The 20244-nt window shown below is 64.2% G+C and carries 22 protein-coding genes and 1 pseudogene; 13 read left to right on the top strand and 10 right to left on the bottom strand.

Annotated elements, in window-relative coordinates; genetic code table 11:
• The 3 genes from AC2FNS_RS08545 to AC2FNS_RS08535 all read right to left on the bottom strand — a co-directional run bounded on the left by AC2FNS_RS08545 (position 1) and on the right by AC2FNS_RS08535 (position 4515).
• Positions 1-2538 carry a TIGR02302 family protein gene (locus AC2FNS_RS08545; protein ID WP_496803819.1) on the bottom strand — a complete coding sequence of 846 codons (2538 nt, stop codon included), beginning with the start codon at positions 2536-2538 and terminating at the stop codon, positions 1-3.
• 36 nt (positions 2539-2574) lie between these two features.
• Complete coding sequence (lysA, locus tag AC2FNS_RS08540) at positions 2575-3840, bottom strand: diaminopimelate decarboxylase (protein WP_496711648.1); 1266 nt, start codon at positions 3838-3840, stop codon at positions 2575-2577.
• Between the two features lie 69 nt (positions 3841-3909).
• Complete coding sequence (locus AC2FNS_RS08535) at positions 3910-4515, bottom strand: TetR/AcrR family transcriptional regulator (RefSeq protein ID WP_496711647.1); 606 nt, start codon at positions 4513-4515, stop codon at positions 3910-3912.
• A 151-nt stretch (positions 4516-4666) separates the two neighbouring features.
• Between AC2FNS_RS08535 and AC2FNS_RS08530 the strand changes: the two are divergent.
• Both AC2FNS_RS08530 and AC2FNS_RS08525 read left to right on the top strand, forming a co-directional pair.
• Positions 4667-5098: pseudogene (locus AC2FNS_RS08530) on the top strand (DUF8051 family protein).
• Positions 5099-5190: 92 nt separating this feature from the next.
• Complete coding sequence (locus AC2FNS_RS08525; protein WP_496711646.1) at positions 5191-5379, top strand: hypothetical protein; 189 nt, start codon at positions 5191-5193, stop codon at positions 5377-5379.
• Positions 5380-5819: 440 nt separating this feature from the next.
• Here the strand turns inward: AC2FNS_RS08525 and AC2FNS_RS08520 are convergent, their stop codons facing one another.
• Together AC2FNS_RS08520 and argH are read right to left on the bottom strand one after the other, a co-directional pair.
• The gene (locus AC2FNS_RS08520) at positions 5820-6002 is read right to left on the bottom strand and encodes a hypothetical protein (protein WP_496711645.1); all 183 of its coding nucleotides are present in this window, start codon (positions 6000-6002) and stop codon (positions 5820-5822) included.
• The gene (argH, locus tag AC2FNS_RS08515) at positions 5999-7390 is read right to left on the bottom strand and encodes an argininosuccinate lyase (protein WP_496711644.1); all 1392 of its coding nucleotides are present in this window, start codon (positions 7388-7390) and stop codon (positions 5999-6001) included. The genes AC2FNS_RS08520 and argH overlap by 4 nt, the downstream gene beginning before the upstream one ends.
• A 21-nt stretch (positions 7391-7411) precedes the next feature.
• Between argH and AC2FNS_RS08510 the strand changes: the two genes are divergently transcribed.
• The 10 genes from AC2FNS_RS08510 (at position 7412) to yddG (ending at position 15405) form a co-directional block, all read left to right on the top strand.
• Positions 7412-7978: a TlpA disulfide reductase family protein gene (locus AC2FNS_RS08510; protein ID WP_496688019.1), complete on the top strand. Its 567-nt coding sequence runs from the start codon at positions 7412-7414 to the stop codon at positions 7976-7978.
• An 81-nt stretch (positions 7979-8059) separates the two neighbouring features.
• Positions 8060-8389 (top strand): hypothetical protein, encoded by a 330-nt coding sequence (locus AC2FNS_RS08505; RefSeq protein ID WP_496797843.1) that lies wholly within the window; start codon positions 8060-8062, stop codon positions 8387-8389.
• A 59-nt stretch (positions 8390-8448) separates the two neighbouring features.
• Positions 8449-8835: a hypothetical protein gene (locus tag AC2FNS_RS08500; protein WP_496797842.1), complete on the top strand. Its 387-nt coding sequence runs from the start codon at positions 8449-8451 to the stop codon at positions 8833-8835.
• Positions 8832-9803 carry a sterol desaturase family protein gene (locus AC2FNS_RS08495; RefSeq protein ID WP_496711641.1) on the top strand — a complete coding sequence of 324 codons (972 nt, stop codon included), beginning with the start codon at positions 8832-8834 and terminating at the stop codon, positions 9801-9803. The genes AC2FNS_RS08500 and AC2FNS_RS08495 overlap by 4 nt, the downstream gene beginning before the upstream one ends.
• An 89-nt stretch (positions 9804-9892) precedes the next feature.
• The gene (locus tag AC2FNS_RS08490) at positions 9893-10084 is read left to right on the top strand and encodes a hypothetical protein (protein WP_496803818.1); all 192 of its coding nucleotides are present in this window, start codon (positions 9893-9895) and stop codon (positions 10082-10084) included.
• An 86-nt stretch (positions 10085-10170) separates the two neighbouring features.
• Complete coding sequence (locus AC2FNS_RS08485; protein WP_496688011.1) at positions 10171-11004, top strand: EAL domain-containing protein; 834 nt, start codon at positions 10171-10173, stop codon at positions 11002-11004.
• A 196-nt stretch (positions 11005-11200) separates the two neighbouring features.
• On the top strand, positions 11201-12376 hold the full coding sequence (locus tag AC2FNS_RS08480) for an acetyl-CoA C-acetyltransferase (protein WP_496682987.1): 1176 nt from the start codon (positions 11201-11203) through the stop codon (positions 12374-12376).
• A gap of 196 nt (positions 12377-12572) precedes the next feature.
• Entirely contained in the window at positions 12573-13295 is a 723-nt protein-coding gene (gene phbB, locus AC2FNS_RS08475) for an acetoacetyl-CoA reductase (RefSeq protein ID WP_496682989.1), read from the top strand.
• Positions 13296-13594: 299 nt separating this feature from the next.
• On the top strand, positions 13595-14542 hold the full coding sequence (locus AC2FNS_RS08470; protein WP_496711639.1) for a transcriptional regulator GcvA: 948 nt from the start codon (positions 13595-13597) through the stop codon (positions 14540-14542).
• Positions 14539-15405 carry an aromatic amino acid exporter YddG gene (yddG, locus tag AC2FNS_RS08465; protein ID WP_496711638.1) on the top strand — a complete coding sequence of 289 codons (867 nt, stop codon included), beginning with the start codon at positions 14539-14541 and terminating at the stop codon, positions 15403-15405. Before AC2FNS_RS08470 ends, yddG begins: the two co-directional genes overlap by 4 nt.
• Here yddG and AC2FNS_RS08460 read toward each other — a convergent pair.
• From AC2FNS_RS08460 to AC2FNS_RS08450, 3 genes are all read right to left on the bottom strand, one after another.
• A complete protein-coding gene (locus AC2FNS_RS08460; RefSeq protein WP_496682994.1) occupies positions 15395-15565 on the bottom strand; it encodes a YdcH family protein in 171 nt (56 codons plus the stop codon). The two genes, yddG and AC2FNS_RS08460, sit on opposite strands and share 11 nt — an antisense overlap.
• A gap of 120 nt (positions 15566-15685) precedes the next feature.
• Complete coding sequence (locus tag AC2FNS_RS08455; RefSeq protein WP_496711637.1) at positions 15686-16459, bottom strand: tRNA1(Val) (adenine(37)-N6)-methyltransferase; 774 nt, start codon at positions 16457-16459, stop codon at positions 15686-15688.
• Positions 16456-16671 carry a putative signal transducing protein gene (locus AC2FNS_RS08450; RefSeq protein WP_496711636.1) on the bottom strand — a complete coding sequence of 72 codons (216 nt, stop codon included), beginning with the start codon at positions 16669-16671 and terminating at the stop codon, positions 16456-16458. Before AC2FNS_RS08450 ends, AC2FNS_RS08455 begins: the two co-directional genes overlap by 4 nt.
• Positions 16672-16727: 56 nt before the next feature.
• On the opposite strand from AC2FNS_RS08450, the gene AC2FNS_RS08445 reads away from it, so the two are divergent.
• Complete coding sequence (locus AC2FNS_RS08445) at positions 16728-17726, top strand: polyprenyl synthetase family protein (protein ID WP_496683003.1); 999 nt, start codon at positions 16728-16730, stop codon at positions 17724-17726.
• Here AC2FNS_RS08445 and AC2FNS_RS08440 read toward each other — a convergent pair.
• Together AC2FNS_RS08440 and AC2FNS_RS08435 are read right to left on the bottom strand one after the other, a co-directional pair.
• Entirely contained in the window at positions 17719-18540 is an 822-nt protein-coding gene (locus AC2FNS_RS08440; protein ID WP_496711635.1) for a 4-(cytidine 5'-diphospho)-2-C-methyl-D-erythritol kinase, read from the bottom strand. The genes AC2FNS_RS08445 and AC2FNS_RS08440 overlap by 8 nt on opposite strands.
• Positions 18530-20197, bottom strand: a complete 1668-nt coding sequence (locus tag AC2FNS_RS08435; protein WP_496711634.1) for a tetratricopeptide repeat protein — start codon at positions 20195-20197, stop codon at positions 18530-18532. The genes AC2FNS_RS08440 and AC2FNS_RS08435 overlap by 11 nt, the downstream gene beginning before the upstream one ends.
• Positions 20198-20244 lie beyond the last annotated feature (47 nt).

The raw sequence follows: 20244 nt of genomic DNA, 5'->3' as shown, positions 1-20244 counted from the left end.
TCAGAACCGTTCGAGCAACCGCTTGAGATATTCGAGTTCGATCTTCGGGCGGTCTGTTTCGCCGGTGCGACGGCGGATTTCATCCAACAGCTCGCGCGCCCGACGATAGACGTCTTCGCCCTGCAGCAGGTTCTCGTCCGTCGAGATCGACCCCGCCGCGCCCGGATTCCGGCCCAGCGGATCGCGATTGTTGGCCTGCATGTCGCCATCCTGCGTGCCCTGACCCGGCTGGTTCTGCTGATTCTGGGCCATGGCTTCGCCCAGTGACCGCATGCCCTCACGCAGGGCCTCCATCGCTTCGGACTGACGGTCGATGGCCTCGGCCAGATCCTGATCGCGCAGGGCCTGTTCGGCCTCGTCCATGGCCCGCCCGGCGCGGCCCAGCGAATCCCGTGCCGCGTCGCCTTCGGGCGTTCCGACCCCGGGCAAGTTCTGTTGCTGGCGTCGCAATTCTTCCCGCAGCGCCTGCTGGCGATCCGCCAGCATCCCTTCACCGCTCTGGCCTTCGCCGGATTGGTCCGAGCCCTGCCCGCCTTGACCCTCGTGGCTCTGGCCCCGGCCCTGCCCGCCGGACTGGCCCTCGTTGCCCTGGCTTTCACCGGCCCGAGCCCCCGGGTTGAACTGTTCCTGCAGGTCGCGGAAGGCCTCGTCGCTCAGGCCCTGTTGTTCGCGCAGGGTTTCGGCCAAGCCTTCCATGGCTTGTTGCCCTTCCGACTGGCCGCCCTGACCCTGACCTTGGGTCACGCGCATGTTTTCCATCATCTGCTGGAATTCCTCCAGCGCCTGCTGCGCCTCGGCCATGCGGCCCTGTTCCATCAGTTCCTGAATGCGGTCCATCATGCGCTGCAGGTCATCCTGCGTCATCTGCATGGTCTCGCCGTTCTGGTTCTGCTGACCCTGCTGGCCGCCCTGATTCTCTTGCGCCAATCGCTGTAGTTGGCGCAGATATTCGTCGGTCGCCTCGCGCAGTTCCTGCATCAGATCGGCGATCTCCTCGTCGCTGGCGCCGTTCTTCATCGCCTCGGTCAGCCGTTCCTGCGCCCGGCGCATCCGTTCCAGCGCATCCGCCAGCGTGCCTTCCTCGATCAACAGGGCTAGATCCCACAGCGCCTGGGCGATTTCCTCCTGCTGTTCCGGTTTCAGACCGAACTCGGTGAAGGTTTCCAGCCGGCGCAGGATGAAGCGCAGGCGTAGATAGGCGGTTTCCGAGCGGAAGATGTCTTCGGGACGGTGCGACACGGCGCGCAGCACCTGCGCCACGCGCGGCGCGTTGGCCCGCGCCCACAACAGATCGCGCCGCTGTTCGATCACCGCCGCAGCGAGCGGGTCAAAGAACCGACGCGCGGGCAGCGCGGTTTGATAGGGTTCGGCATCCGAAGTCTGATCGGCGGCATCCTGCGCCGACAGGGTGATCCTGACCGGCAGATGCGCCCAGGGGTGCTGCGAGAAATCCTCGATAAGGTCCTCGGTGAAATCGCTGCGGTCGCCGGCGATCGGCATCGGCAGAGGAACGGTGATGGCCTCGCGCGGGTCGGGCACCGTGGCCAGGCCGTAACGGCGGTCGACCGCGGCAAGGTCCAGCTCAATCCGGGCCTCGCCCGAAACCACGCCGTAATCGTCGCGTGCCGCAAAGGGAAGTTTCATCTGCCCCCCCGCCTCGGCGGTCGGCGGCGCCGCCACGTCGATCTGCGGCCGCGTGTCAGCGACAATCTGGACCGACCAGTCGCGCCCGGCCGGACCTTCGATCGACAGGCGGCCGGATTGCTCGGCGATGAAATCCTGTTCCGGCTCCGTTGCGGCCTCAGCCCCGCCGCGCGAGGTTGTTTCCGTCAGGCTGTGCGCCCCGACCGCACCGTAGAATCGCAGGGTAACATGGCTGCCTTGCGGAATAGACAGGGTCGAGCCGGACTGATCGGCCAGATACAGGGTCGGCAAGCCGATATAGCGGGGCGGCTCGACCCAGCCTTCCCAGCTGGGTCCCTGACCCGCCGTCGCGGCACCCGGCGTCATTTCTGTTACCGACCCGATACGCCAGAACGAGCCGAACACCAGCCCAACCACCAGCGCCAGCATCGCGACGAAGCGCAGGCCAAAGGGATCTCTCCGGTTCAGGTCCAGATCCGGTCGGACCGGCCCGGCCTGGGCCGCTCGCGCGGCCATACGCGCCTGATGCGCTCGCCACAGCGCCACCGAATCCGGGTCCATCGCGCCGATGGCCTGATCGTCCATCAAAGCCTGGATAGGTCGTCCGGGCAGGGTTTCGTCCAACCGGACCAGTGCCTGCGCTCGGGTTGGCAGGTGAAACCTGCGCGCGCCCCAAATCAACGTCGCACACAGCGCCACGGCGGCCATCCCGCCCGCGATCCAGACCGTTTCGACGCCGACCATGTCCTGAACGCCCAGCATCAGCAGGCCCAGAACCAGCATCAGCAATGACAGGAAAGGCCAAAAGGCCCGCAACGCCTGCTCGGCCAGCATCCCGCCATGGGTCAGCCACAGGGACGCCTTGGGAATGGGCAGGTTCGATCTGTCGGTCACGGCGGGCCTCCGGGTCAGGCCCGCGCGGTCATCGCGTCAGAGCCATTCCGGTATGGTATCGCGGTTTATGATTTCGTCAAAGGTGGGCCGTTCACGAATAACCGCAAATTGATCGCCATTCACCAGAACCTCGGGGATCAACGGGCGGGTGTTGTATTCGCTGGCCATCACCGCGCCATAGGCACCGGCGCTGCGAAATGCGACCAGATCGCCTGGGGTCAGCGGCGGCATGTTGCGCTGCTTGGCAAAGGTGTCGCCGGTTTCGCAGACCGGGCCGACGATGTCATAGGGGCGCTGCTCGACCCCCGGTGCGGGTTCGATGACGGGGACGATGTCATGATAGGCATCGTACATGGCCGGACGGATCAGATCGTTCATCGCCCCGTCCAGTATCAGGAAATCGCGCCCTTCGCCCGACTTTACATAGATCACCTTCGACACCATCAGCCCTGCGTTACCCGCGATCAGGCGGCCCGGCTCGATCTCGATCTCGCAGCCCAGATGGCCCAGTGTTTCCTTGATCATCGCGCCGTATTCGACCGGCAGCGGCGGCGCCTCGTTCGAACGCGCATAGGGGATGCCCAACCCGCCACCCAGGTCCAGGCGGTGAATGTCGTGGCCTTGTGCGCGCAGCTGTTCGGTTAGCTCGGCCACCTTGGAGTATGCCAGGCGGAATGGCTCAAGATCGGTCAGTTGCGAGCCGATATGAACGTCGATGCCCACCACCTTCAGCCCCGGCAGGTTGGCGGCATGGGCATAGACCTCGGGTGCACGGGCGATCGGGATTCCGAATTTGTTTTCGGATTTACCTGTGGCGATTTTGGCATGTGTCTTGGCGTCAACGTCCGGGTTCACGCGAACGGTGATCGGCGCGATCACGCCCAGTTCCTGCGCGACGGCGTTGATCACCTCCATCTCGGGTTCCGATTCGACGTTGAATTGGCGAATCCCGCCTGTCAGCGCGGTGCGGATCTCCTCGGCCGTCTTGCCCACGCCCGAGAACACGATCCTGTCGCCCGGCACGCCCGCCGCCTTGGCCCGCAGGTATTCCCCGCCCGAGACCACATCCATCCCCGCGCCCGCCTGCGCCAGCGTTTTCAGGATGGCCTGGTTGCTGGCCGCCTTCATCGCATAGCAGACCAGATGGTCGGTGCCCGCCAAGGCTTCGTCGAACAAGCGAAAGTGCCGCAGCAGCGTGGCCGTGGAATAAAGATAGAACGGCGTTCCGACCGCCTCGGCAATGTTGGCGATCGGGACATCTTCGGCGTGCAGCGCGCCGTCGCGGTACAGAAAATGATCCATGTCTGCGCGCTTAGACCATAACGGCCCCGCGGATCAACGGGGTTTGCGGCGCGGGCAGGCAAACAGGGCCTAGCCCGGTGGCGCCACGCCGCCCCTCAGGCCGGTCTCGAGCAGGGCCAACGTGGCATCGCGCCGGGCCTCAAAGACATCTTCCCCGACCCCGAAGATCGCCAGATGGATCACCAGCCCGTCCAGCATCGCCGTCACCGCCTGCGCCGCGGCCTGCGCACTCAGGTCGCTGCGGATTTCACCCGCGCGGATCAAGGGGGCCAACTGATCCGCATAGTGATCGGCCAGCCAGGCGAAGAACCCGCCGATGATCTCGGCCGCGCGCGGGTCCTGGAAACCGGGGCCCAGCACGTCAAAGAACAGCCGCGTCGCCGCCAGGCGGTCGGCAGGCATGGACAGACGCAGCCCGGTCATGAACTGGTCCAGCGTCTGCGGGGCCGGGATGTCGCTGATGCGAGCGCGGATATCCTCGAAATACCGCCGCAGCAACGCCAGAAGCAAAGCCTCCTTGCTTTGGAAATACAGATACAGTGTGCCCTTGGCCATCGCGGCCTGGCGGGCCACGTCTTGCATTTTGGTGGCGTGATAGCCCTGATCCAGAAAGTATGCCACGGCCGCATCCAATATGCGCCCCTGCATCTCTTCTCGATCGACGATCTTCGGCATCTTGCCCCTCAATTTTCTTACGGCTTTCTTACGGCGCGCCCCTCTTGACGCAGACTGGACGCAGCGTCACGCAATTTCAATTTTTTGATGACTACCGGGTCATTAAAGCCGTCTCCATTTATGACCCACCAGTCATTAATAGGGTCCTGTCATGGCGCACTCGTCACAAATCAACGCCGGCCCAACGCGGCCTGTGGCGTCCCAACACACGGCCACAGCCGCCAAACTGATGCTTCTCCTCGTCGCCAGCTTTGTCACGCTGGTCCCCGGTGGCCCGATCGAGACCCGGGACTTTTCCGGGCTGGGCGAAACGGTATTCTGGGGTTTCAACGCCTTTCTGATCGCGCTTGCCCTGCTGGCGGTGGGGTCGGCGGTGGCCATGCTGCGCGGCTCGGCCGTCGCAAGCTGGGGCGCCATCGTGGCGGCCTAGGGATACATCTTCGTGGTCCTGCTGGACCGGGGTCATGTGTTCCCGACATCACCCGACCCGATCCCGCGGATGCTGGGGCTGGTCGAGATTCTGGATTTCATCCTGGCCGTCTATGTCCTGGCGCTGGCCCATCGCGGCCTGGGCGATTTCTGAACCCGCCTCACACACCCGAACCAGAGCTTGGGCCACGCCCCGACAGGCGCGGCACCGACGCCTGTTGAACATCCCAAACGAAAGGAAAACTCATGTTGTTCACGGAACAATTCAAAGTGGCGGCCTTGCCGCTGGCCCTGATCACGGCCGCCTGCAGCGGCACCGGGGCGCAACACCAACCCGTTCTGGCAGCCGAGCCGGGCCCGGCTTATGCCGCTGATCTGGACCAGTGCCGCGCCCTGGCCAAGTCCCAGAACCTGTGGAACCCGGAAACTCGGTAACAGGCCCTGATCGAGGCCGGAGTCGGCGCTCTGGCCGGTCTGTCGGACGATACGGTCGGCAACGCCGAAGGCGCTTTGGCCGGTGCGGCCGTGGGATCGGCGGCGGGGGCCGTCGCTGGCGCGGCCGAAATGCGCAATACCCGGCGCGACATCTTGATCGAGTGTCCGCGCCAGCGCGGACACCCCGTGGCCGGCTAACAAACGCAGGCAACCGATTAGAAGGTCTTTGAAACCCCTGCCCGCGCGTAACCGGAAACGGACACTCCAGCCCCTGAGCGCGCGGGCTCTTCCACAGGCTGCGACCGCTGTGCGCTCGTGGACTCGCAGGCCGCCAGTACAGCAAGCGACAAGATCAGGCCGATCAGTTTCATATCTATGCCTTTTCCTCGGGTCACATGCGACATGGTGGCTGGCGCGCCGCTTTCAAGCAGATTGCGGGATCAAATCCCGAAAAACACGCTGATCGGCCCCTTGTGCAAGCCAACCCCGCCACCGACATAAGCGCCGCTGCTCGACACGCCCACATTGGCGTTCAAGGTCGGCTGAACGGGCTCTCCGTCGGCGCCGCAGGCTGCCAAAGCCAAGGCGGCCGCGATCGGGGCAATCACGCGCAAGGTTGTCATTTCAGCAACTCCTTCCACCGGGCGATCTGAGCCCGGACCTGGTCCGGGGCCGTACCACCATAGGACTGGCGCGAGTTTACCGAATTCTCAACGCCAAGGACAGAATAGACATCCTGCGTGATGCCCCCGTGAACCGATTGCATGTCCTCGAGAGTCAGATCGGGCAGATCGCAGCCCTTCTTCTCGGCCATGGCGACCAGCGATCCGGTGACGTGGTGCGCGTCGCGGAAGGGCAGGCCCAGCACCCGCACCAGCCAGTCGGCCAGATCGGTCGCAGTGGAAAAGCCCGAACCGGCGGCAGCGGCCAGGCTGTCTCGGTTGGCGGTCATGTCCTTGACCATGCCTTCCATCGCGGCCAGCGCCAGCATCCAGTTGTCGGCGGCGTCAAAGACCTGTTCCTTGTCTTCCTGCATGTCCTTGGAATAGGCCAGCGGCAGGCCCTTCATCACCATCATCAGCGCTGTGTTGGCACCAAAGATCCGGCCTACCTTGGCGCGGATCAACTCGGCGGCGTCGGGGTTCTTTTTCTGCGGCATGATCGACGAGCCGGTCGAGAACCGGTCGGACAGGGTGACAAAGCGGAACTGGGCCGAGGACCAGATCACCAGTTCCTCGGCAAAGCGCGACAGGTGCACCGCGCAGATCGAGGCCACCGACAAAAATTCCAGCGCGAAGTCCCGGTCGCTGACCGCATCCAGCGAGTTGGCGGCGGGCCGGTCAAAGCCCAGCGCCTGCGCCGTCATGTGCCGGTCGATCGGGAAAGACGTGCCGGCCAGCGCCGCAGCACCCAGCGGGCATTCGTTCATCCGGGCGCGCGCATCCCGCACGCGGCTGAGGTCGCGGCCGAACATCTCGACATAGGCCATCATGTGGTGGCCCCAGGTCACCGGCTGCGCGGTCTGCAGGTGGGTGAAGCCGGGCATGACCCAATCGGCCCCGGCCTCGGCCTGCGCCAAAAGCGCGCGGATCAGGGCCAGCAGGCCGGATTCGGCGGCGTCCAGCTGATCGCGGACCCACAGTTTGAAATCGGTCGCCACCTGGTCATTGCGGCTGCGGCCCGTGTGCAGGCGGCCTGCGGGCTCGCCGATGATCTCTTTCAGCCGTGCCTCGACATTCATGTGGATGTCTTCCAGCGCGGTTGAGAACTGGAACTCACCGCGTTCGATCTCTGACAAAACGGTGAGCAGCCCTTCCCGAATGGCCTCGGCATCACTATCACTTATGACGCCCGTGGCGGCCAGCATGGCGGCATGGGCACGCGAGCCCGCGATGTCCTGGGCCGCCATCCGTCGGTCGAACCCGATCGAGGCATTGATCGCCTCCATGATCGCGTCTGGTCCGGCGGCAAAGCGGCCGCCCCACATCTGGTTCGAGGATTGTTCGGTCATGCTGGAAAACCCGGAGTTGATATGCGCCTGTTTCGTCTGATCCCCCTTTATATGGCCCTTGCGCTGGGTGCAAATGCCGCTTTGGCCGCCGACACGCAGGCCTTGGCCGACCTGCGCGAGGGCAGTCTGAAACGCCTGATCCTGCATTCCGAGCCGAAACCGGTCTCGGACGCGGAGTTTCTGCTGGAAGATGACGGCGGCACGGCCACACTGGCGGACTATCGCGGCAAATACGTTCTGCTGAACTTTTGGGCCACTTGGTGCGCACCCTGCCGCAAGGAGATGCCCCAGATCGCCGAGTTGCAGGAGGAATTCGGCGGAGACCAGTTCGAGGTTCTGACACTGGCCACCGGCCGCAACTCGCCCGCGGGGATCAAGAAGTTCTTTGACGAAAACGGCATCACCAACCTGCCCCGCCACCAGGACCCGAAACAGGCCGTCGCGCGTGAGATGGGCATCGTCGGCCTGCCGATCACCGTGATCATCGACGCCGAAGGCCGGGAAATTGCGCGGCTGATCGGCGATGCCGAATGGAACTCGGACAGCGCCAAGGCGATCATCGCGGCCCTGCTGCACCCCGAAAGCTGACCGCCTGACGGGCCTTTTGTGCTAGACTGGAACCGGCCTGAACAGGGCCGGTTTTTCATTGGAAACAGACAGGAGGCTGAGATGAAACCGGTGGTTTTGCTGATCGGCCGGCTACCCAACGTGATCGGCGACGTGGCGCGGCAACTGGACCACCTTCCGATCCAGTGGCTGGGCACGCATGATCCGGACGAGGTGCGGCGGCAACTGGACGCCGAACCGCGCATCGCCTGCGCGATCCTGGGCGCGGGCCTCGATGACAAGGTGCGCGGCGAACTGGTGGGTATCATCGCGGCGCGGCGGCCGGATATCTGCATTCACCTCAAGGATCGCGCCTCGGGGTCCGAGGGGCTGGTGCCCTTCGTCGAGCGCGTTGTCCGGCACGAGCTGCTGGAGCCGCACGACGCCCCCTGACGCAACGCCACCTTTGACAGGGCCTGACCCCGCTTGCACTCTGCCTGCGGGAGGACATCATGCCGCTGGAAATCCTGCTGGTTCTGGTGGTCGGTGGCATTGCCGGCATCACCGCACTGCTGCATCTGACAGGCAAATCGCGCCTACGCGTGCTGAGCGCAGATACCGCGCGCGCAGAATGGGTGCGCAATTTTCCCGACGACACCATCATCGACGTCACCCTGACCCATGACGGCCACGCGGCGCTGGTGCGCACCGAGACCGGGCCGGGCCTGTTGTGGTCCTTTGGCGCCGACACGGTGGCCCGCCACCTGCGCGATTTCGACTGGATCGAGCACCCCGAGGGCATCGAGGTCCAGTTCCACGACTTCGCCACCCCCGGCGTCACCGTCCGCCTTGACGAAACCGAGCGCCGCCACTGGCGCCACCTGCTGGAGCCCGCATGACCGACCAGATCAGTTTTCCCGATGTCGTCCAATGGGCAGTCCCGTTCTTCATCGCCGCCATCCTGGCCGAATTTCTATGGATCGCCATGAAGGGCCGTGGCGGCCGGTATGAAACCCGCGACGCCGTGACCTCGCTGATTATGGGGGCAGGCAACATCGCGTCCGGGTTCCTGCTGGGCTTCATCGCCTATGGATTCTTCATGTGGCTGTGGAAGATCACGCCCTTGGATCTGGGCACATCGATTCCGGTGATCATCCTGTGCTTTGTGCTGGATGACCTGCGATATTACTGGGTGCACCGGTTCGGGCATCGTATCCGCTGGGTCTGGGCCAGCCATGTGAACCACCACAGCTCGCAGCACTACAACCTGACCACCGCCCTGCGGCAGACCTGGACCTATACCTTCACCTTCATGATGGTCGTGCGTGCGCCGCTGATCCTGCTGGGGTTCCACCCGGCGATGGTGCTGTTCTGCGGCGGCCTGAACCTGATCTACCAGTTCTGGATTCACACCGAGGCCATCGGCAAGATGCCCCGCTTGTTCGAGGCGCTCATGAACACCCCCAGCCACCACCGCGCCCACCACGGCCGCAATGCGCGCTATCTGGATTGCAACTATGCCGGGGTGTTCATCATCTGGGACAAGCTGTTCGGCACCTTCGTCCCCGAGCAGGAGCACGACCGGGTCGATTATGGCTTGGTGCATAATATCGGCACCTTCAACCCGCTGCGCGTGGCCTTTCACGAATGGGTGGCCATTTGGCGTGACGCGACCCAACCGGGCCTGACCCTGAAACAGCGGCTGGCCTATTGTTTTGCCCCGCCGGGCTACAGCCATGACGGCAGCCGTGACAGTTCAGAGCAGATCAAGGCCAAGCACCTGGCCCGCCACCCTGAAGATCGCGGAACACCCGGTTTCGAGCAATTCGATAAAAATCTGCCCAACCAACAAGCGGAACGGGCCTGATCACGCGGTGGTGATAGCAGGCCGGCCTTGAAACTCCGCCCCCCGGAACCACGTCTCCTTGGGTAAATTTGCCCAACCCGGAGGTCCCGATGACACGATTCACAGCTTGTTCGACCATCGTCGGTCTGCTGGGTCTGGCCACCGCAATGCTCAGCGCACTGGCCGCGCAACCGCTGTCGGGGCTTCTCGTTCTGGGTCTGGCCGGTATGGGGTTCGGGATGCTGGGCGCTGTCATCGGCGCCGTCGTGGCAATACAGCCAATCACCTCGTCCACCCGCTGAAGCGGCCCGCCCTTAACCGCAAATTCACCTGTTGCACGCGAAACTGAGAGGGAACCGATTTCGGTGTCTCAGAAGGATTCGGCGCGATGGGGAAAAAGGATTTGTCAGATCTGCCGGAAGGCGCGGACAGCCCGCTGAATTCGGCCGTCTCTGCGCGCGACAGATCGGCCGTACAAATGGCGACCGAGGCGGTCAGGCACAGGCAATGCCACCTGGCCTATCAACCGGTGATGCAAGCCCGGCCGCCCCACGGGGTCGCCTTCTACGAAGGGTTCATCCGCGTTCTGGATGAAACCGGCCGGGTGATTCCCGCGCGGGAATTCATGCCGCAGGTCGAAAACACCCCGATCGGGCGCGATCTGGATTGCGTGGCGCTGGAAAAAGGCTTGCGGGCAATGGCCCGCAACCCCGAAATCCGACTGGCCATCAACATGTCCGCACGCTCGATCGGCTATGCGCGCTGGTCGCGCGTGTTGGAGCGGTTTTTGAAACGCGACCCCACCATCGGCGAACGGTTGATCCTGGAAATCTCCGAGGATTCCGCCATGCAGGTGCCGGAACTGGTGATCGACTTCATGGACCGACTGCAGGACAAGGGGGTCGCCTTCACGCTGGATGATTTCGGAGCCAGCAACTTCAGCTTCCGCCATTTCCGCGAGTTCTTTTTCGACGCCGCCAAGATCGACGGACAATTCGTGCGCGGCATCAGCACCAACCCCGACAATCAGGCGCTGGTCCGCGCCCTGATCGCCGTGGCCCGCGAATTCGAAATCCTGGTGATCGCCGAATCGGTCGAGACCCGGGAGGACGCCGAGTTCCTGATGGCCAGCGGCGTGGATTGCCTTCAGGGATTTCTGTTCGGCGCCCCGTCGGTCAAACCACCGTGGGAACAGAAAAGCGCCGAGAAAACCGCAAGTTGAGCGCCTCATGACCGCGCCAGCCCGTCCCCCGGTCGCCGTCTGAGACAAGCTGTCCGTTGCTGCACATGCAGCGTTGCGCTATTGCAGAGGGGCTGGAGCGGGGGATCACGAGGCGCTCTTGCATCGTCAGAGAGGCTCTCTGCGACCTGCGCCGTCAGATTTCCCATTAGGACCATGACGGTAAAGGAATGACTCAATGACAAACGTTGTAATCGCATCCGCCGCGCGTACGGGCGTCGGCAGTTTTGGCGGTTCGTTCGCGAACACCCCCGCACATGATCTGGGCGCGGCCGTTCTGGAAGCCGTCGTCGAACGCGCCGGGATCGATAAGGCTGAGGTGAGCGAGACCATCATGGGCCAGGTCCTGACCGCGGCACAGGGCCAGAACCCCGCCCGTCAGGCCCACATCAACGCCGGCTTGCCCACGGAAAGCGCGGCTTGGGGCATCAACCAGGTCTGCGGCTCGGGGCTGCGCGCCGTCGCACTGGGCGCTCAGCACATCCAGCTGGGCGATGCCGAGATCGTCTGCGCCGGCGGCCAGGAAAACATGACCCTGTCGCCCCATGCGGCATCGCTGCGCGCAGGCCACAAGATGGGCGACATGACCTATATCGACACAATGATCCGCGACGGTCTGTGGGATGCGTTCAACGGCTACCACATGGGCCAGACCGCCGAGAACGTGGCCGAGAAGTGGCAGATCAGTCGCGACATGCAGGACGAATTCGCCGTGGCCAGCCAGAACAAGGCCGAGGCCGCGCAGAAGGCCGGCAAGTTCAAGGACGAGATCGTGCCCTTCACCATCAAGACGCGCAAGGGCGACATCGTGATGGACAGCGACGAATACATCCGCCACGGTGCCACCATCGAAGCCATGCAGAAGCTGCGCCCGGCCTTCACCAAGGACGGAACCGTGACGGCGGCAAACGCGTCCGGCCTCAATGATGGCGCGGCGGCGACCCTGCTGATGTCCGCCGACAACGCGGAAAAGCGCGGGATCGAGCCGCTGGCCCGCATCGCGTCCTACGCAACCGCCGGGCTGGACCCGTCGATCATGGGCGTCGGGCCGATCTATGCCTCGCGCAAAGCGCTGGAAAAGGCCGGCTGGTCGGTTGACGACTTGGATCTGGTCGAGGCCAACGAGGCCTTTGCCGCACAGGCCTGCGCCGTGAACAAGGACATGGGCTGGGATCCCTCGATCGTAAACGTCAACGGCGGCGCCATCGCAATCGGCCACCCGATCGGTGCGTCGGGCTGCCGGGTTCTGAACACCCTGCTGTTCGAAATGAAGCGCCGGAACGCCAAAAAGGGCCTGGCAACCTTGTGCATCGGCGGCGGCATGGGCGTTGCCATGTGCGTGGAGCGTCTCTGAGGCCGAAGCCGGGTAGCCGGCCCCGCCGTACCGCCTTTGGGGTGGCCCTTGCGCGATGGATCGCAAGGGCCACAAGGATGACGCAACCCGGCAACTCTTCTGCGGCGCGGCAATTTTCCGAAGAAAGATTATTGCGTAGCTGTAGCGGTTTTTGTAGCAACATTATCAAGCCATATTTTCAATGGAGGAGTCCTAAATGGCACGAACAGCTCTCGTAACCGGCGGCACCCGCGGCATCGGCGCGGCGATTTCCAAGGCGCTGAAGGCCGAAGGATACAATGTCGCCGCCTCGTATGCGGGGAATGACGAGGCCGCGGCCAAGTTCACCGAAGAAACCGGCATCCCCACCTACAAATGGAACGTCGCGGACTATGACGAGTCCAAGGCCGGGATCGCAAAGGTCGAAGCGGATCTGGGGCCGATCGACATCGTGGTCGCCAATGCTGGCATCACCCGCGACGCGCCGTTCCACAAGATGACCCCCGAACAGTGGCACCAGGTGATCGACACCAACCTGACGGGCGTGTTCAACACCGTCCACCCCGTCTGGCCAGGAATGCGTGAGCGCAAGTTCGGCCGGGTGATCGTAATCAGTTCGATCAACGGACAGAAGGGCCAGTTCGCGCAAGTAAATTATGCCGCCACCAAGGCCGGGGATCTGGGCATCGTCAAATCGCTGGCCCAAGAGGGCGCTCGGGCGGGCATCACGGCCAACGCGATCTGCCCCGGCTACATCGCGACCGAGATGGTCATGGCCGTTCCGGAAAAGGTACGTGAGGCCATCATCGGCCAGATCCCGGCCGGTCGCCTGGGCGAACCGGAAGAAATCGCCCGCTGCGTGGTGTTCCTTGCTTCCGACGATTCGCAATTCATCAACGGTTCGACCATTTCGGCCAACGGGGCGCAGTTCTTCGTCTGATCGCGCTTGAAAAACGAAATCGGGCCGACCCCTTGGGCCGGCCCTTCTTATATCCCGTAAGAACGCGCGCGCTGCGCTCAGCGGGAACCAGTGACCCATTTCCAGAAACTCCGGACCAGCGCGCCACGCTCTTGATGAGCGCGTAGAATCGCCTTTTGCGCGGCGGGGTTTGTCGTCATCTCGATCATGGCGGTCCCTTTCTGATTAAATTGAACTTGACTTGCACTAAATATGACTTTTGCTCTTAAAGGGCGCAAACGAGAGTTTTTCCCATGTCGCATAAGAATTTCTGAACCGAAATGAGTGATCGCCTTCCCCCGCTGACCGCCCTGCGCGCCTTTGACGCCGCCACCCGACACATGTCCTTTGCCAAGGCCGCGGACGAGTTGAACGTCACGCCGGCAGCCTTGTCGTTTCAGATCAAGTCGCTGGAGGAACACCTGGGCCAGCCGCTGTTCCGCCGCCTGAACCGCGCGGTCGAACTGACCGAGGCCGGGCGCACTCTCGCCCCCGGCGCGGCCGAGGGCTTTGCCCGGCTGCAAGCCGCCTGGGCCGCGACGCGCCGGTTGCAGGACAACACGTCACTGACGATCACTGCGGGTCCGGCCCTGACGGCCAAGTGGCTGGCGCCGCGCCTTTATGAATTCGCCCGTGCACATCCCGAGATCGACCTGCGGTTCTCGGCCACCTTGCGCAACCTGGATTTCGACCGCGACGACGTGGATGTGGCGATCCGGTTCGGCTATGGGCAGGATGACGGACTGTATTCGGTTCCGGTGCGGCCCGAGTGGTTGACCCCGGTCATGACACCCGAACTGGCCGAGCGGTATCCGACGCCGCAAAGCTTGACCGAGGCGCCCCTGATCCATGACGACTCGATCGGTTTCCTGAACCCGCCCTGTGACTGGCCCGCGTGGTTCCGTGCGGTCGGGGTGGACTTCACGCCGACCCATGGCACGCATTTTTCAAACGCCGACCATGCCATCGACGCGGCGGTGGCGGGGATGGGCGTTGCGCTTGGGCGGCGGCCCATGATCATCAAGGACGTGATCGAGGGCCGACTGGTCACCCCGTTCAGGATCGCTATCGAAACCAAGGCCCGGTTCCGGTTCCTGTGCCGCAAGGGCGAAGAGACCCGTCCTCAGATCGCAGCCTTTCGCGATTGGTTCCTTGCGGAAATCGAAAAAACTGCGCACATATCCGACGGTTTCACAATCATCCCGGTCGAGGACATTTCCCCCGCATGACCAAGACCCGTGCCACCGCCGTCGGTTTTGTCGCCGTATTGTTGTGGGCCTTGCTGGCCCTGTTCACCGTTGGCTCGGCCCCAACTCCGCCGCTGTTGCTGAACGCGATCTGTTTCAGCATCGGCGGCACGCTGGGGCTGATCTGGGCATGGCGCAGCGGCGGGTTGACCCAGTTGCGTCAGATCAGCTGGAAGGTGTTCACCTTCGGCACCTTGGGGTTGTTCGGGTATCACGCGCTGTATTTCTCGGCCCTGCGCATGGCGCCTGCAGCTGAGGCAGGTTTGATCGCCTATCTCTGGCCGCTGCTGATTGTGCTGTTTTCGGGACTGCTGCCCGGAGAAACCCTGCGCGTGGGGCATCTGCTGGGGGCCTGCCTAGGCTTTTCCGGCGCCGCGCTCATCATCACCGGCGGCGGCAGCACCGGATTTCGGGCGGAATACCTGCCCGGCTATGCTCTGGCGCTGCTGTGCGCGCTGACATGGTCGGGGTATTCCGTGCTCTCGCGGCGGTTGGGCCAAACACCCACCAGCTCGGTTGCGGTATTCTGCGTGTTGACCGCGCTTGCCTCGTGGGCGCTGCATTTCGGCCTCGAGCACACAGTTTGGCCGCAAGGCACGTTGGGCTGGGCCTCGACCGTCGCGCTGGGGCTGGGGCCGGTGGGGCTGGCCTTCTATGTCTGGGATATCGGAGTCAAGCAGGGAGACATCCAAATGCTTGGCACCAGTTCTTACGCGGCGCCACTGCTGTCGACCCTAGTGCTGGTTGTGGCCGGGATCGCCGCGCCCTCGTGGACGCTGGCGATCGCGGCCGTTTTGATAACCGGCGGCGCCGCGATTGCGGCGCGGGCCAGCCTCAGGCGCTGACGGAGAGACGCTCGATCTCTTCCTTCAGCTTCAGCTTCTGTTTCTTCAGTTGGGCAATGTGGAGATCGTCAATCCCGGGCGCGCGCTGGGCTTCTTCGACCTGGAGACTGAGGCTTGCGTGCTTCTTCTTCAGTTCACTCAGATGTGCGCTAACGCTCATGGCGATCCTCCTTCTCTGTTGATCTATCTGACATGGGAAGTTGACCACATCATTTCCACCCTGTCACGCTGCAGACGCACAGAATCTGTCACAAATCCGACAATTTCGGCTGGTCTTTGCCTAAAGCTGCCCGGGCCAGCGCAGCGGCCGCCCGTGTCGCAGGACATCGGACACCGCGGGCGCATAGCTGTCCTCGTCGCGCTCATGGCGGTCGCCTTGATGCAGAATCAGCGGCGCATGCAGGCGAAACGCAGCCCGCCCGCCTTTGCGCGCGCGCAAGATCACCAATTCGGCGGCCCGTCCTGGGCGCGGCGCCAGGGGTAGGATTTCGAGCGACCCCAGCCGATCCGTGCAGGCGGCCATAAGGTCCGGCAGGCGGTCGGCGCGTTGTATCATGTGCAGATAGCCGCGCGGCGCCAGACGACGGGCCGCGGCCTCGACCCATGCGACCAGCGGGGTTTGTTCACCCAGCGCGATGCGCCGACCGGCATCCGCAGCGGCGCTGTGCGCACCGGCACGGTAATAGGGCGGGTTCGCGATGATGTGATCGAACTGAAGCTGGCGCAGCTCGGACGGCAACTGGGCCAGATCAGCGGCGTAGGCCGACAGGGCAATGCCGTTTTCGCGTGCGTTCCGCCGGGCCAGATCCGCATAGGCCGGCTGCAATTCCACACCATTCAGGCGTAGATCAGGAACCCGGGCACCGAGGCAAAGAACCGCAGCTCCGGCCCCGCACCCCAGTTCCAGCACGGACTGGCCGGGGCTGGCCGGAACCGCCGCGGCAAGCAGAACCGGATCGACCCCGGCCCGATATCCGTCGCGCGGCTGCCACAGGCGCAGGCGCCCGCCCAGAAAATCGTTGCAGGTCAGATCGGTATCGGCAAACGCGGTCATCGCCCCAAGGGAATGTCGTTGTCGCGCATTACGCGCTTCGCGCGCGAGAGATCTTCGGTCCGGACCATCAGCCTGCGGGGGAAGATGCCGATGCCGCCTTCGAGCACGCTCATATTTACGTCCATCTCAAAGCAGTCTATATCCTCGCCCTCAAGGAGAGCGGACGCAAAGGCCATGACGGTCGGATCGGTGCTGCGCAGAAGTTCTTTCATGGGGATGGATGTAAGGGCAAGGCGGGGCGAAAGTCGAGCCTTGTGACAGGAGTGTGATGGACATCGGCACGATCTCGAAACCGCATGAGCGACTGGCCGAGCTGCTGGCCGGCGAAATGGACGCGGTGAACACGTTGATCCGCACCCGCATGGCCTCGGAGCACGCGCCCCGCATCCCCGAGGTGACCGCGCATCTGGTTGAAGCGGGCGGCAAGCGCCTGCGCCCGATGCTGACCCTGGCTGCCGCGCGGCTGTTCGGCTATGACGGCGATCATCACATCCGCCTGGCCGCCACGGTCGAATTCATCCACACCGCCACGCTTTTGCATGACGACGTCGTGGACGAGAGCGCCCAGCGGCGCGGCCGGCCCACCGCCAACCTGCTGTGGGACAACAAGTCCAGCGTGCTGGTCGGCGACTACCTGTTTTCGCGCAGCTTCCAGTTGATGGTGGAAACCGGGTCTTTGCGGGTTCTGGACATTCTGGCCAATGCCTCGGCCACGATTGCCGAAGGCGAGGTGCTGCAGATGACCGCTGCCACCGACCTGCGCACCGACGAGAGCGTGTATCTGCAGGTCGTGCGCGGCAAGACCGCGGCGCTGTTTTCCGCGGCGACCGAGGTGGGCGGCGTGATCGCCGGCGCCTCCGAGGAGCAGGTCCGGGCGCTGTTCGCCTATGGCGACGCGCTGGGCATCGCCTTCCAGATCGCCGACGACCTGCTGGACTATCAGGGCGACAGCGAGGCCACCGGCAAGAACGTGGGCGACGATTTCCGCGAGCGCAAACTGACCCTGCCCGTCATCAAGGCGGTTGCGCAGGCCACCCCCGAGGAACGCGCCTTTTGGGAGCGCACCATCGAAAAAGGCCGCCAGCAGGATGGCGACCTGCAACACGCGCTGGGCCTGATGCGCAAATACCGCACGCTGGACGCCACCCGCGCCGATGCGCTGGGCTGGGCCGCCAAGGCCAAGGCGGCGCTGGCGGTTCTGCCCGACCATGAAATCCGCGACCTGTTGCGGGATATGGCCGACTATGTCGTAGCGCGCCTCAACTGAGCGTCACCGCCCGGCACCACCAATCCGCCTGCGCAACGCCGATCTCGTAAGCTGCGAAATGCGCGGCCTTCATCGTTGGGTACAGCGCGAAACAGGTCGACCCCGACCCGGACATCCGCGCTAGCAGCGCATCCCGCGTACCTGACAACGCATCCAGAACATCCGCGATTTCCGGAGCAAGACCAATCGCTGCGGGCTGCAGGTCGTTGCGCTGCCCGCGCAGCCAGTCGGCGCAGTGTTCCGGCCCGTCAAACGCCGGCAGGTCGGCCGGCATTGCAGGATTGTCGTGCGCGGCCAAGGCCTTGAACACCGGCCCAGTGGGCACCGGCACACCGGGATTGACCAACAAGGCGGGAAGCGGCGGCAAAGCGACCGGGCTGATCCGGTCCCCGATTCCCTGCATCCGCGCCGCGCGGCCCAAGGTGCAGACCGGAACATCGGCGCCCAGGGCCAGCGCAATGTCCAGCGGGATCTCGGCGCCTTCGGGTGACAGAACCCGCAAGGTGGCCGCCGCATCCGACGACCCGCCGCCAATTCCGCCCCCGTGCGGCAGCACCTTGTCCAGATGAACCCGCCCCCGCCAGCCCATCGCCTGCGCCGCCTTCCAGACCAGGTTTCGCGCGTCGGTCGGCACGCCTTCGGCATGTTCGCCAGACACCGAGATTGAAAGATCAGGGCCTGGCTCCAGGGTCAGCCTGTCGCCCAGATCGGCGAAAGCCACCAGCGAATCCAGCAGGTGATAGCCATCGGCGCGTCGGCCGGTCACATGCAGGGTCAGGTTGATCTTGGCGGGTGCGAAACCCTCAATTGCCATTGGCGACCTTCAGCGGTTCGGCCCCCTCTTCGGCCAGCACAGCGTCGAGGCCGATCTCGAGCTTGCGGCGGATGCGGTCCGGGTCCGCCTCGCCATCGGTGTCTTCGGGGTCGATGAAGGACAGGGCGCGCTTCCATTGGGTCTCGGCCTCACGCAGGCGTCCGACGGCCCAGTAGACATCGCCCAGATGGTCGTTCACTACCGGATCCACCGGCATCAGCTCGACCGCGCGTTCCATGTGTCCGACCGCCTCGTCATAGCGGCCCAGCCGGAACAGCACCCAGCCCAGACTGTCGACGATATAACCGCTGTCGGGTTGGGCCGCCACGGCGCGTTGGATCATCTCAAGCGCCTCGTCCAGCTTTTCCCGCCGCTCGACCAGCGAATAGCCGAGGTAGTTCAGAACCTGCGGCTGATCCGGGTTCAGTTCAAGCGCCTTGCGGAAATCGGCCTCGGCCTTGTCCCAGTTCTTCAGTCGCTCGTGGCTGATGCCGCGCGCATAGTACAGAAACCAGTTGCCGTCGGAGTTCGCCTCGGTCAGCTCGATTGCGCGATCATAGGCGGTGACGGCCGCGGCATAGTTCTCCTGCCGCCGCTGAAGGTCGGCCAGCGCGACGTGAACACCGGGCAGGTCGGGCTGCCGCGAGGCCAGGTTTTCCAGCACTTCGGCGGCGGCGTCGGTCTTGCCCATCCGGGCAAGGACATCCGCCCGGCCCAGTTCGGCAACATGGAAATCACTGCTGGATGGCGGCACCATCCGATAGGCGGCAACCGCCAGATCATGCTGCTCCAACTCCTCCAGCAACTCGGCGCTGAGGAGAATGGCGTCGATGTGATCGGGCCGCAGATAGGTCGCCACGCGGGAATACAAAAGGACATAATCATGCGCCGCCTCGGTGTTCAGCGCCGCGCCGACGGTAAAAAAGACCTCGGCCACGCCGTCCTGCGCCGACCGGACATGCGTGAAAGGCAGGGTTTCCTCGGCCTGCAACCGGGCTGTATAGGCCTCGATGGTCGGATCGCTGCCCGAAGCAAAGACCGTTTCAAGGAATTGCAGCGCGTCGGCGTTGCGGTCCAGTTGCGACAGAATCTCGACTCGCGCCAGTGCCGCCCGGCGCGAGAACCGCGCGACGCGCCCCTCATCGGCGCCGAAAATCGCTTCGGCGCCTTCGAAATCACCCACCGAGGCAAGCGCCAGCGCCTTGTGATACAACGCAAATTCTCGCAGCCCGTCCTGCGCGGCGACGGTATCGAACTGCTCCATGGCCTTGGTCATCTCGCCCTGGCCGATATGCGCCCAGGCCAGCATCAGCCCGTCAACCAGCGGGCCCACGCCTTGGCTATCGGGGTCGCGGGCCATAAGTTCGGCGAATTGCCCGCGTTGCACCAGATCGGCGGCGATGACCATGCGCGCAGCCTGATTGACGAAACCGTCGGCCTCCATCTCTTGCGCCAGGGGCAGGGCCCGTTCGATTTCGCCCAAGGCCACGCGGGCCAACAGGACGCTTTCCATCAACCGCTGATTCTGGGGATCGAATGCCAGCGCCCTGGTGTAGTATCTTTCGGCGGCGGCATAATCGCTTTCATAAATCGCCTGCCGGCCGGCCAGATAAGCCCCTGCACCGGTGTCCGCCACCGCCGAAACACTCAGAGACATTCCGAGAACCGCGGCCCATGCCGCACGATGCACCAGAGAAACCACCA

The organism is Ruegeria sp. BHSA191 (assembly GCF_059613325.1).
The sequence above is the reverse complement of the archived record's forward strand: the minus strand, read 5'-3'. Positions and strand labels throughout refer to the sequence as shown.